The sequence below is a fragment of the Arthrobacter sp. NA-172 genome (assembly GCF_043952055.1).
GTDB lineage: Bacteria > Actinomycetota > Actinomycetes > Actinomycetales > Micrococcaceae > Arthrobacter.
Genome location: NZ_JBINOT010000001.1, coordinates 1,917,607 through 1,930,181, shown reverse-complemented (window position 1 = coordinate 1,930,181; position 12,575 = coordinate 1,917,607). Strand labels below are relative to the sequence as shown.

Genomic DNA, 12,575 nt, shown 5'->3' with positions numbered 1-12,575 from the left:
CGTGGCCGGCGATCAATCTATAGGTGTAACGGACTGCTTAGATGCAGTATTCCGCGGGTCCGCGGACTGTGGAGGCCTGGTCCGGGCACGAATTGGTACCCGCCTCCACGCACTGTGGCGATGACATGGCGGGCGGAGCCCAGCTTGCGCCGGACGCGTCCAACATACACGTCGATCGACCGGAACGCCGCGCCGGGGCAGTCAAGTGACTCCAAAAAGCGTTGCAATTCTTCACGTGAGATGGGGCGGGACAGGTTTTCAACGAGGTAGCGCAGGAGGCTGTGCTCCATCGCTGTGAAGCTGACCGCGACACCGTCCAGGAGGACGGTGTCGGCGGCCAGGGTCCACTGCTACGCTGCTGCGCCGGCCGGCCAGAGGGACAGGCGGCTTGGCAGCAGCGGGGCGGCTTCCGGCGTCGGGATCATCGGAACCAGAAATATCAGGGCCGGAAGAAGCGCCTGAAGTTGCAGCTCCGGCAGCAGGCCAAAGGAGGACTTCCGCCCCCGGAGCAAGTTTGCGGGCTCGCGCCAGGACCGCTTCGGCGGCCCGGGCCCAAATCTCGGGGTCGATCTCCCGGCCTTCGCCGGGCTGCACCCACACGGCCAGACCGCGCGGATGCAGGCCGGGCCGGGCGGCAGGCTGGTGCCGCGAGGCGTTGAGCCGTGCGGGAAGATTCCCGTACGGGGCATGGACGTTGACAGCCATGGCTGAAGCCCTACACGCCGCCGCGGCGAATCAGCTTGCCGCTGGGGGTCCGGCCGTCGATCTCGTTGCCGCGCAGGTACGTTTTGCGTACGACGCCGGAAAGCGCCTTGCCGTCGTACGGCGTGATCGGGTTCTTGTGCTTGAGTTTGGTGACGTCAACGACGAACGCATCGTCCGGTGCGAAGATCGAGAAATCGGCGTCGTAACCTAGCGCCAGCTGCCCCTTGTTATGCAGGCGGGCCAGGTCAGCGGGCTTCTCGGACATCCAGGACACCACTTGTTCCAGAGAGATTCCGCGGTGGCGGGCCTCGGTCCAGATCAGCGAAAGTCCCAGCTGCAGCGAAGAAACGCCGCCCCAGGCCACGGCAAAGTCGCCGTTTTCCAGATCCTTCAGGTCGAGTGTGGAGGGGGAGTGGTCCGAGACGATGCAGTCGATGGTGCCGTCCTGCAGGCCCTTCCACAGGAGCTCGCGGTTGGAGGCTTCGCGGATGGGAGGGCAGCACTTGTAGGCCGTCGCACCGTCGGGGATTTCCTCGGCCATGAGCGTCAGGTAGTGCGGGCACGTCTCTACGGTGAGGTGCACGCCGTCGCGCTTTGCCGAGGCGATCATGGGCAGCGCGTCCGACGACGAGAGGTGCAGGATGTGCGCACGCGCGCCGGTCCAGCGGGCGCGTTCGATGACCTCGGCGATGGCTTTGTTCTCGGCGCCGCGGGGGCGGGAGGCGAGGAACGTGGAGTAGTGTGCGCCGCCGGGGTGGGGTGCGTGGTCGATCGCGTGGGAGTCCTCTGCGTGGACGATCATGAGCGAGTCGAAGGACTTGAGCTCGGCCATGTCCTCTTCCATCTCGTCCGCTTCCAGGTGGGGGAATTCGTCCACGCCGGAGTGGAGCAGGAAGCACTTGAACCCGAAGACGCCCTCGTCGTGCAGCGGGCGGAGGTCCTTTTTGTTGCCCGGGATGGCGCCGCCCCAGAATCCGACGTCCACGAATGCCTGGTCCTCGGCCACTTCGCGCTTGAGCTTGAGGCCGTCCACGTTGGTGGTGGGCGGGATGGAGTTCAGGGGCATGTCGATGATGGTGGTGACGCCGCCGGCTGCGGCAGCACGGGTGGCGGAGGCAAAGCCTTCCCACTCGGTGCGGCCGGGCTCGTTGACGTGAACGTGGGTGTCCACGAGACCTGGGATGAGGGTTTCATCGTCGGCGAGCTCAATGACCTCGGTGCCTTGCAAGCCGTTGCCGAGCGGTTCGATGGCGACAATCACGCCGTTCCGAACGCCAACTTCGCGGGCAGTGATGCCGGCGGTGGTGAGGATGCGCTGGCCGCGGATGACCAGGTCGAAACGGGCCGTGTGCCGTGGTGGTTTCTTCAGACATTGAGGTGCTCCTTGGTCTCGGTTTGCGCCGCGTCTTGGGTGAGTGCCGCTTTTTCAGAAAGGCGCACGCCGATGTGCTTAGCTAATTCTTCAAGCAGCGGCCCTGCTTCAGCTATACATTTCTCTACATTGGCTTCCAGCTCGGTCAACGCGTGGACCGACTCGAAACCGGACTCAGTCAGTTGCTCCGGGCTCAGCGTACTGCGGCCGCAGACCGCAATAACAGGGATCCCCGAACGCGCTGCCGCCCGCGCCACGCCCATGGGCGTTTTGCCCAGCAGGCTCTGCTCGTCGAGGCTGCCTTCGCCGGTAATCACCAGGTCCGCGCCGGCCAGCCGTTGCTCCAGTTCAGTGAATTCGAGTACAACGTCGATGCCCGGCCTGCGTGCCGCGTTCAGTGCCGCGATGGCGATGTAGCCGACGCCTCCGGCCGCGCCAGCGCCCGGAGCCTGTGCGGCGTCCCGGGCTTCGGGGCCAAGCTCCTCTGCAAGGACCTGCACGAAGTGGGCCAGCGCCGCGTCGAGCGAGGCGACGTCGTCCGGCGTCGAGCCCTTCTGCGGCCCGAAGATCGCGGCGGCGCCGGTGCGGCCCAGAAGGGGATTGTCGACGTCGGACGCCAGGACAAATTCGGTGGCCTCCAAACGCACGTCGAAACCGGAGAAGTCGATCCGGTCCAGCCGGGCCAGTGCTGCGCCGCCGCCGGGGAGTTCCCGGCCGTCGGCGTCGAGGAGGACCGCGCCCAGGCCCTGCAGGACGCCGGCGCCACCGTCGGTGTTGGCGCTGCCGCCGACGCCGAGGATGATGTGCCGGCAGCCGAGGTCCAGGGCGGCGCGGATGAGTTCGCCGGTGCCCAGGCTTGTGGAGCTCTTGGCCGTTTCGGTGTTCGGGGCGCTGCCGTCGCCAAAGCCTGGCAGTACCGCGAGTCCGGAGGCCGCAGCCATTTCAATGACGGCTTCCTCGCCGCGGACGGCAAAATCGGCCTTGACCGGTTGGCCAGTAGGTCCGGTGACCGTGGCGGTCCGGCGGGTGAAGCCGGAGCCGACGGCGGCGTCGAGAGTCCCTTCGCCGCCGTCGGCCACTGGAATGAGCGTGGTCTCAAAGCCCTCGCCGGGGCGGCCGGCCGCGAAGCCGGCTTTCAGTCCCGCGCTCAAGCGGCTGGCGACCTCAGGAGCCGACAGCGATCCCTTGAACTTGTCCGGGGCTATGACCACACGCATTCCGTACCTCCTTTTCGTTTCTTGTTGAGGACTAGTCCAGCAGGGCGATGATCGCCGTGGGGGCGTCCTCGCCGCGCTCGGCCAGTTCTTCGAATTCGTTCACTCCGTTGATTTCAACGCCCATGGAGATGTTGGTGACCTTTTCCAAGATCACTTCAACCACTACGGGAACCTTGAACTCGTCCATGAGTGCCTTGGCCTTGTCGAACGCGGCGGGCAGATCGGACGGGTTTTCCACGCGGATGGCCTTGCAGCCCAAGCCCTCGGTGACCTTGACGTGGTCAACGCCGTAGCCCTTTGTTTCCGGGGAGTTGATGTTCTCGAACGCCAGGGACACGTTCTGTTCCATGTTGAAGCCGCGCTGCGACTGGCGGATCAGGCCCAGGTACGAGTTGTTCACCACCACGTGGATGTACGGCAGGTTGAACTGTGCGCCCACGGCCAGCTCTTCGATCATGAACTGGAAGTCGTAGTCACCGGACAGGGCAACAACTGTCTCATCGGGCTTGCCGCGAACGACGCCGAGGGCGGCCGGGGCGGTCCAGCCCAGCGGGCCCGCCTGGCCGGCGTTGATCCACTTGCGCGGGCCGAAGACGTGCAGCAACTGCGCGCCGGCGATCTGCGACAGGCCGATGGTGGACACATAGGTGGTGTCCTTGCCGAAGGACTTGTTCATCTCTTCGTACACGCGCTGCGGCTTGATCGGCACGTTCTCGAAGTGGGTCTTGCGCTGCAGGGAACCCTTGCGTGCGGTGCACTCGGCAACCCAAGCGGAGTAGTCCGGCAGGGACTTGGCTGCCTGGCGCTCGCGTGCCAGCTCGATCAGCCCGTCCAGCGCCGCACCGGCGTCGGACGCGATGCCGAAGTCCGGCGAGAACACGCGACCGATCTGCGTGGGCTCGATGTCGATATGCACGAACTTGCGGCCGGCCGTGTAGGTGTCCAGACCACCGGTGTGGCGGTTGGCCCAGCGGTTGCCGATGCCGATCACGAAGTCCGAGGCCAGCATGGTCTCGTTGCCGTAGCGGTGCGAGGTCTGCAGGCCCACCATGCCCGCCATCAGCTCGTGGTCATCCGGGATGGTTCCCCAGCCCATCAGGGTGGGGATGACCGGAACGTTCAGCAGTTCAGCCAGTTCAACCAGCTGCGCGGAAGCGCCGGCGTTGATGATGCCGCCACCGGCAACGATCAGCGGGCGCTCGGCTGCGGTGAGCATGTCCAGCGCCTTTTCCAGCTGCTTGCGGCTGGCCTTCGGCTTCTCGACGGCGATGGGCTCGTAAGCGTCGATGTCGAATTCGATCTCAGCCATCTGCACGTCGAACGGCAGGTCCAGCAGGACCGGTCCCGGACGGCCGGAGCGCATCAGCTGGAAGGCCTTCTGGAAGGCACCCGGGACCTGACCCGGTTCCAGGATGGTCATGGCCATCTTGGTGACCGGCTTGGCGATGGATTCGATGTCCACGGCCTGGAAGTCTTCCTTGTGCAGCTTGGCAACGGGGGCCTGGCCGGTGATGCAGAGCATGGGGATGGAGTCCGCCCAGGCTGCGTAGAGGCCGGTGATCATGTCGGTGCCGGCAGGGCCCGAGGTGCCGATACAGATACCGATGTTGCCGTCGGCCGCACGGCTGTAACCGTCAGCCATGTGGCTGGCGCCTTCAACGTGGCGGGCCAGGGTGTGGCGGATGCCGCCGTGGGCCCGCATGGCCGAGTAGAAGGGGTTGATTGCCGCGCCTGGCAGGCCGAACGCCTCGGTGGCGCCTTCCTTTTCCAGAATGGCGACGGCTGCGTCTACAGTGCGCATCTTCGTCATGGTGTGCTCCTTGAAAGTCTGTTTTTGGGTGTGCTGAAGCGAGTTTGTGTACAGATAACGCCCTCATACGGGGTGTTTCCGGGCGTTACGTGTACACAAACTCTCGAGTGCGGGGTGGCTTAGCTGTTAGCTGCTTACTTTCGGCCGCTGAGCTGGAGGACCTGCTTGAAGAGTCCCGAGTGGTCGAGTCCGCCGTCGCCCTGGTTGACAGTGGCGGCGACGAGCTGTGCGACGACTGCGCCGAGCGGGACTGCGACGTTGGCTTCGCGGGCGGCCGAGGTGACGATGCCGAGGTCCTTGTGGTGAAGGGCGAGGCGGAATCCGGGGTCGAAGTTGCGGTCGAGCATCTTCTGGCCCTTCTGTTCGAGGACCTTCGAGCCGGCCAAGCCGCCGCCGAGAACCTTGAGGGCTGCGTCGGTGTCCACGCCGTAGGCCTCAAGGAAGGCGATTGCCTCGCCAAGGACCTCAATGTTGACTGCCACGATCAGCTGGTTGGCTGCCTTGACGGTCTGGCCCGAGCCGGAGGGGCCGACGTGGACGATCGTCTTACCGACCGCGTTGAGGACGTCCTGTGCTGCCTCGAAATCGGCCTTCTCGCCGCCGACCATGATGGAGAGGACGGCGTCGATGGCGCCTTGCTCGCCGCCGGATACCGGGGCGTCGAGAGGACGGATGCCTGCTGCGGTTGCTTCGTCCGAGAGGCGCTTGGCGACGTCCGGGCGGATGCTGCTCGCGTCGATCCAGAGGGTGCCCTTCTTCGCGTTGGCGAAGACACCGTCCGGTCCGCTGACTACGCCTTCGACGTCGGGGGAGTCCGGCACCATGGTGATGACGACGTCGGCGTCTTTGACGGCGTCGGCGATGCTGGTGGCACCCTTGCCGCCTTCGGAGACGAGCTTGTCGATCTTGTCCTGGCTGCGGTTGAAACCGGTGACAGTGTGGCCGGCCTTAACCAGGTTGATGGCCATGGGGAGGCCCATGATTCCGAGTCCGATAACTGCAACGTTGCTCATGATTTTCCTTACTGAAGTCTTTGTTTTAGCGCGGGTGGGCTAGTTGGCTGGGGCTAGTGGCTGGCAGCGCGCTGGCGGATGGCCCAGCTGAAGGCCGATTCCTGCGGTTCCTTGTATTCGAGGCCGATGTAACCGCTGTAGCCGAGTTCGCGGCTGCGGGCGATCCATTCGCCGAGGGGAAGCTCGCCGGTTCCGGGAGCGCCGCGGCCGGGGTTGTCGGCGATCTGGATGTGGCCGAAGTCCTTGGCGTGGTTCTCGATGACGGATTCGACGTCGTCTCCGTTGACTGCCAGGTGGTAGAAGTCGGCGAGGAGCTTGACGTTATCGACGCCGGACTCTGCCTTGACTCGGGCGATCACCTTCAGCGCATCTTCAGCCGTGAGGAGGGGGTACTTGGGGGCGCCGCTGACTGGTTCCAGGAGGACGGTACCGCCGATGTGGGCGACACCTCGCGCGGCGCTGGCCAGGTTTTCGGCGCCGATGGCATCCTGCTTCTCGGCCGATTCGCCGTCCACGCGGTTGCCGTAGAGGGCGTTGAACGCCTTGCAGCCGAGGCGCTCGCCGATGCCTGCGACAACGTCGATGTTGTCGAGGAACTCGGAGGAGCGGGCCGGCCAGGAGACCAGGCCGCGATCGCCGCCCGGCATGTTGCCGGCGTTGAAGTTCAGGCCGGTGAGCTGCACGCCAGCGTCTTTGATGGCGTTCTCGAACTCGCTTACCTGGGCGTCCGACGGGACGGAAGTCTCGAAAGGCCACCAGAATTCGACGGCGTCAAAGCCGGCAGCCTTCGCGGCGGCGGGGCGCTCGAGCAGGGGCAGCTCCGTCAGCAGGATGGAGCAATTCACTGTGTACGTCATCGTAGGTCCTTCCGGGGAGGGGCTTTGATCTATCTTCCGAGTGGTCTCTGAAGTGGCTGGCCCGCCTCAATCAGTTTCCGCTGTGTGGAATTTAGATTCTGCTTTATGAAAAGTTTAGGGAAGGAGGGGGTGGGAGTCAAGGGGGCGGTCGGCAGGGGAGGGGGTTTGAGATACCAAGTGGGGCTGAGCGGCGCTGCGAAGGGGCCGGGTGGGCTACGAAGTCCGATACGCCACTCTGGCGGGATCGCGGTCTGATGGTGACACGCTCTACGTGCTCACCCCCGATTTACACGGAGACGCGCCACCGACCACACGGAGATTGGGCGATTCCACACTGAAATTCGGGTCTCCCAGCACTGAGTTTCCACTTTTCTACACTGAGACGGCTTTTGTGGCATTAGCCTCCTTCACAAGGACGGTCAACCCAGCAACTCGGGGGCCGTTTTCGGGATCCACCGGCTGAGGAGTTCACCATGAAACACAACTCGATCATTTGGCTTCTCCTTTCGCTCGTTTTTGGCTTCTACTCGGCATACATCTGTTCCGCCGTTCGCGGCGACCCACCGTGGAGCATCGTTTCCGGAGTAGTCCTCGTAGCGGCTTCTCTTATGTCGTTTTGGAAGTTCGTGCGTGAAGCCAGAGCATCAAAGATCGAAAGAAACGGGCAGTGACACTCGTGCCCCGATTGGTTCTCCGGCCCTCCGCTATACCGGCGGATACTGCCGGTGAGTTACTGGCGAGCGGAATCAGGATCGAAATGATCCCCTACTCACCCGAACTTCACGCAGCTTGACGGGCGATTCCGGGTGAGCATCGATACAAGTTGATCAGTGGACTCCTCGTCCTCGTGATTGGGGGCGCTCTCTTCGTCTCTGTTGCCTTCTTTGCGCTTCTCTCGACCTCGATGTCGCCCTGGTCTGTCACATGGGCACGCGTAGCTGACTCCATTGCGGCGGCCGCTCGGGCCCCCATCCCACAAGAAGGGTACGAAAGTGATCTTTTCACCAACTATCCGCAGGACGGCCACTGTTTTGGTGCTCGCGTGCGTCGCTGGCAGCACCATTGTCGGGCTCCTTCACCAACCGAAGACACCACCGCTTGCGTGGACCTCCTTGGCTGTTGGCGCGGTTGCCCTGGTCCTAGTGCTCACAACAAAGCGAAGTCCGAAGCGCGATGCTGGTCTGTTCGCCATCAGCGGTATGGGTAGTGGCGTTTTCATCGCAGCGTCGACCGTTGGCTTTCCAGGGTCGCTTCCGATATGGCTTTGGGCGATCGGCGCGATCTGTCTTGGAACCATGACCCTCGTCGTCGATGCGGACGCGACCCAAGACAAATCCTTCAGTCGTCCCTAGGCATCGGCGATGGGAAGGCTATTTGTTCTCGCGCTGGCGCTGGAGGTGGTCCTGTTTGTGCAGTGCCTGATCTGGGTCCGAAAGCGGGCTCCCCCGTACTTGCTCTTGCCGACTCGCGAGCCGCATTCCCGGGCTAGTTCCATGCGATCGGCACGAGGTCGAGAACGCGTTCAATATTCATGTCTGACTAGAGATGCGGTCGGAATTCCAAGGCCGACCGGCAATTGAGAATAGGGAATCAAATGAAAATGGTTAGGAATGTAAGGAAGGCAATTGCGGCAGGAGCGCTGACAGCACTCATGGCAATTGGGGCAGCGTCGGGAGCGCAGGCCACTAGCGCGTCGGGCACCGCGTATTTCGATAACGGGCAGCCCATCACGGCAAATATGTGGATCCAGCCGGTTTCAAATGGCGGTTGTGGGAGTTTTTCCTCGTCGGCGGTGATGAACGTATCACCCAACTGGATCCGCAACACGACATCGTTCTACCAGTACGGAGTTGGGTCCATCAGCATCAAGGGTGTCAATGTATCGGGATCCGGAACCAGCAATCCGGCGACACTTCAGTGGACCAACAGTAACGGCGCCCGCGGATCCTATCTGAGCGGCACCGTCTGCATGGGTTGGGGAGCATTCTACCTAGGTGCGGATGTGGCGGCCACTGGTTTCTACTACGGCAATTTGCGCACTGCTTCCGCACGCGTATAGCGAAGAGATCGGCACTGCAGTAGTGAAAAGAAGCCCAAGCACATGCCTTCGAAAGTTGCAGCACACACGAAACGCCAAACTATCGGCGGCGCTAACCATAGCTTTGCTTTGGCTGTCTGCCTGCAGTGCCGGTCCCTCCGCGCCGACTAACGATGTTTCCGCCATACAAGAAGACTTGAAGAAGCTCCAGGGAATCAACGGCCTCATAAGGATGCCCGAAGGGGAGGGCCAAGAGCGTGGGGACCTGTACACCACCGCGTTGTACTCCGCGGACCTTGGTTCTTACCTGCTGGCCGCAGACAACGCCAATAAGACCGTCCGCGAGGCACTCCGAGAGCAGCCCGCGACCGACCTGCCGACGCTCTGGTCGGCGCTTAAGTTGATTCAGGCTGCCGGCTCAACTTTGCCTGACGAATTGGATGCGAAATTGGCTAATTCCACGATTCCTCCGAGGCAACAGGACCTAGGCGCCGAGATCGCCGCGCTCTGGTTTTGGATCGATATCGGGAGGATGCAAGGCTGGTCCGGGAACGCTGGAAAGTCCTTTGGGGAAGAAGTGCTCCTGCGGCTTGGGGAAATTGACGTTAACTTGATCAAGAACAAACCCTATCTTCCGTGGCGTCTCTTCGATTCCTATTCGGCTCTGCAAAAGCCGAAACCCGGCGACCTGGAACGAGCGTTGAAAAACGTGGATTCCAAAAAGCTCCCTGGTGACTATGAATCGACCCTTGACTTTCAAGCCGCTCTTGAAGCGAGAGCAACTCTTAGAAAGGATCTCGTGGTTCCAAACGATGCTAAAGAACATATCGTTGGGCTTCTGGACTCAAGGCAGGTGCATGATGACGCGCTGATCGCCTCAATGCTGCGCTCCCTGGAATTGCTGGACGCGCAGACCGAGGCAAAGCGGCTTGTCCGGGACCGGATTGCACCCCGTGTCGACCAGAAGACCGGACTTATCCGTTCAGCGTCTCTCGCCAAAGGGTCGGTCCATGGGACGTATCTTGCCGCGAGACTCCTCGACACGAGTTTTCCAGAGGTCGCAAGCGAGCGAACCCGAGACGAACTGGAAAGGGTGCTAAAGGCAGCCGAAACCGATCTGATCACTCAGCTGAAGGCGCTTGTGGCGCTTAAGCGTTCTGGATCTTCATCCTGGGGGAGCTACAGTTCGGTCATCGAGCGGGGCCGGGCAGCTCTTCCGGTCGCCCTGACATTCGCGAATCTCGGTGGATACATCGAGTTGGTCGATGTCCTGGTGCAGCTCGAGCCGGGTGCCACGCTGGGGCGACTCGAAGCGTTTGATGCAGACCCCGGGGTCGAAGACCGACTCTCCGGCGCCCTGATGGCGCTCTCTAACTCCATGTATTTCTCAAACAGCGAGGACGTGAGATCAATGTTTCCGCGTGTCCAGTCGGCTCTCCCGCAGCTCATCGGTTCACCCGAAGGAAATGGCCTGAACTATTTTCGGGCGTTGACCGCCATGACCAACGCAAGTCGCTCCGGACTTGGGTCAAACGACTTCGACAAGGCCGCCGAGGAACTCCGGACTCTGAAGGGGTGCAAAGAATTTCCGTCTTTGTATCGGATGGAAGTGGGCACGGCGTCACCGTGTAGCCTCTCGATTTCAGCCGCCATGATCGCGGTCCCGGGCGCCTACGACTTCGGGGTGAACAAGTGACCTCGGTGCTGAGTCTTGAAAACATCGCCAAGTCTTTTTCGGATGAACGCGGGAATCGACAATCTGTCCTTCCTGGAAGCCAGCCTCGCCGTCGAGGCTGGTGAAATCGTTTGGCTGCGAGGTGAGTCAGGTTCGGGGAAGTCAACGATTCTGAATATCTCCGGGCTTCTGTCAACCCCCGATGCCGGCAAAGTGTGGATTAACGGTGACGACAGAACCAATGCGTCGTCGCGGACGGCGAGTCTCGTCCGCTCGAACGAAATTGGAATGGTGTTTCAGAGCAGCAACCTACTGCCCGAACTTACGGCGCTGGAAAATGTTCTCCTTGCCGGCAGCCAGGCCATGACACGCGCAATGATTATGGAACAGTTGGAACGCTTCGGCCTGGCAGCGGTCGCTGACCGGCAAGCGAAGAGGCTTTCAGGCGGGCAGCAGCAGAGAGTCGCGTTTTGCCGCGCACTGATCAACGAACCTTCACTGCTACTGGCAGATGAACCAAGTTCGGGTCTTGACGCGACAAACACTGAAGCCATCTTGGACGCCATGCGACGGGGCGCCGACAGCGGGTGCGGCGTCCTGGTCGCTTCCCATGACGAAGTCTTTCAGCAGGTTGCTCACCGTCAGCTGCCTATGAAGGAGTTGCTCCTTGAACAGATATAGAGTCTTTGCTGCGAGGTCTGTGCGGCTTTCTCTCTCGAAATTGAGGCCACTCGCGGTCCTCATGAGTCTTGGCATTGCGGTATTCATTTTCGCCGACAGCGTTGTGGGGGCCGGCATTAGTTCATACTCGAACAAGATCACCACCAACTCCGCCCTGAATTATGTTGAGGTAACTTCCGTTGGTCCGGATTCAGCCCGCGAAATCACGGACGAATCGCTTTCCGCGTTTGACCAAATCGATCATGTGGTGGGATCCTCCGGCTGGGCACAAATTGACCTCGCAATAGAGGATCCCGCGAACTGGCCGTCGCCGAACAACCCTGGTGCGTTCATGGGGACGCCATTTATCAGCGGAATTGCCCCGAAGGTACTGCTCGGAGACGTCTCCGTAGACGGCCCTGGGGACGGCCAGATTTTCCTCCCCGACAGGGGCCAAGGCCAGGACTACGCCCAACTGCTCGGCAAGGAATTGAGCTTCGTGTACACGAAGGAGATCGGCCCAAGCAACGGGGAACCCGTTTCCGTATCTCTCCGCGTGTCAGGCATTTACGACAACTCGTCGCCGGGGACGGACGGCGCCCAGGCTGGCATACGTATCCAGCAAGTTACTCAAATCAACCCGCGCCAATGCCCGGCCGGATACCAAATCAACAACCTACCCCCGGGCATATGTTCGCGCTGACTCAGCAGACGAAGTGGTCAACGTACAAAACCAAGTCCGAACCCTCGGATACTCAGTGAACAGCGTTGCGGGCCAAATCCGCTCCCTGTCAGGCCTGTTTGCGCTTCTTGCCCTTGTCAGCTGGGTGATCGGTGGCTTCCTGATCATTTTCTGCCTCGGGGTTGGAGTGTCGGTCGGTGGCAGCTGGATCAAGCAAAGAGCCCGCGAAGTGGGTCTCCTCAAAGCCATCGGCTGGTCCGGGGCCTCGATAGCAGGGGTCTACATGGTCGAGTTGGCGGCGGTGGGCCTCATCATTGGCGCGGTGGGAGCGCTCCTGGGAACACTTTGCTCCATTGTAGGAACGGCGGTCTTCAGCGGCCTGCAGCTCGATCTCCTGCCGGTGGCTGCTTGGGCAATGCCGAACTGGCTGCTCGTGCTGGGAGCCCTCTTCTGCGTGCCTTTGTTCTTGTGCCTTGGAGCCGTTGGCCACGTCGCAAGACTCGCACGGCTCGACGCGGATTCCTCGCTGAGGGACCTGTAGCTCCC

Annotated in this window: 11 protein-coding genes and 1 pseudogene; 6 read left to right on the top strand and 6 right to left on the bottom strand. The window is 62.0% G+C overall.

Annotation, left to right across the window (positions count from 1 at the left end; genetic code table 11):
• Positions 1-37: 37 nt before the first annotated feature.
• The 6 genes and pseudogenes from ACF0H6_RS09525 to ACF0H6_RS09500 form a co-directional block, all read right to left on the bottom strand.
• A pseudogene (locus ACF0H6_RS09525) lies at positions 38-705 on the bottom strand (winged helix-turn-helix domain-containing protein).
• A 10-nt stretch (positions 706-715) separates the two neighbouring features.
• Positions 716-2,074 carry an allantoinase AllB gene (gene allB / locus ACF0H6_RS09520; protein ID WP_395249923.1) on the bottom strand — a complete coding sequence of 453 codons (1,359 nt, stop codon included), beginning with the start codon at positions 2,072-2,074 and terminating at the stop codon, positions 716-718.
• Positions 2,071-3,294: a glycerate kinase gene (locus ACF0H6_RS09515; protein WP_395249384.1), complete on the bottom strand. Its 1,224-nt coding sequence runs from the start codon at positions 3,292-3,294 to the stop codon at positions 2,071-2,073. The genes allB and ACF0H6_RS09515 overlap by 4 nt, the downstream gene beginning before the upstream one ends.
• Positions 3,295-3,325: 31 nt before the next feature.
• Complete coding sequence (gcl, locus tag ACF0H6_RS09510; protein WP_395249383.1) at positions 3,326-5,104, bottom strand: glyoxylate carboligase; 1,779 nt, start codon at positions 5,102-5,104, stop codon at positions 3,326-3,328.
• A gap of 134 nt (positions 5,105-5,238) precedes the next feature.
• Complete coding sequence (locus ACF0H6_RS09505) at positions 5,239-6,117, bottom strand: 2-hydroxy-3-oxopropionate reductase (RefSeq protein ID WP_395249382.1); 879 nt, start codon at positions 6,115-6,117, stop codon at positions 5,239-5,241.
• Positions 6,118-6,170: 53 nt separating this feature from the next.
• On the bottom strand, positions 6,171-6,974 hold the full coding sequence (locus ACF0H6_RS09500; RefSeq protein WP_395249381.1) for a hydroxypyruvate isomerase family protein: 804 nt from the start codon (positions 6,972-6,974) through the stop codon (positions 6,171-6,173).
• A 473-nt stretch (positions 6,975-7,447) separates the two neighbouring features.
• On the opposite strand from ACF0H6_RS09500, the gene ACF0H6_RS09495 reads away from it, so the two are divergent.
• The 6 genes from ACF0H6_RS09495 to ACF0H6_RS09470 all read left to right on the top strand — a co-directional run bounded on the left by ACF0H6_RS09495 (position 7,448) and on the right by ACF0H6_RS09470 (position 12,570).
• Positions 7,448-7,645 carry a hypothetical protein gene (locus ACF0H6_RS09495; protein ID WP_395249380.1) on the top strand — a complete coding sequence of 66 codons (198 nt, stop codon included), beginning with the start codon at positions 7,448-7,450 and terminating at the stop codon, positions 7,643-7,645.
• 980 nt (positions 7,646-8,625) lie between these two features.
• Positions 8,626-9,033 carry a hypothetical protein gene (locus ACF0H6_RS09490; protein WP_395249379.1) on the top strand — a complete coding sequence of 136 codons (408 nt, stop codon included), beginning with the start codon at positions 8,626-8,628 and terminating at the stop codon, positions 9,031-9,033.
• 175 nt (positions 9,034-9,208) lie between these two features.
• Positions 9,209-10,708 carry a hypothetical protein gene (locus tag ACF0H6_RS09485; RefSeq protein ID WP_395249378.1) on the top strand — a complete coding sequence of 500 codons (1,500 nt, stop codon included), beginning with the start codon at positions 9,209-9,211 and terminating at the stop codon, positions 10,706-10,708.
• 42 nt (positions 10,709-10,750) lie between these two features.
• Entirely contained in the window at positions 10,751-11,368 is a 618-nt protein-coding gene (locus tag ACF0H6_RS09480; RefSeq protein ID WP_395249377.1) for an ABC transporter ATP-binding protein, read from the top strand.
• Positions 11,369-11,429: 61 nt separating this feature from the next.
• Entirely contained in the window at positions 11,430-12,050 is a 621-nt protein-coding gene (locus tag ACF0H6_RS09475; protein ID WP_395249376.1) for a hypothetical protein, read from the top strand.
• Positions 12,051-12,105: 55 nt separating this feature from the next.
• On the top strand, positions 12,106-12,570 hold the full coding sequence (locus tag ACF0H6_RS09470) for an FtsX-like permease family protein (RefSeq protein WP_395249375.1): 465 nt from the start codon (positions 12,106-12,108) through the stop codon (positions 12,568-12,570).
• The last annotated feature ends 5 nt before the right edge of the window (positions 12,571-12,575 follow it).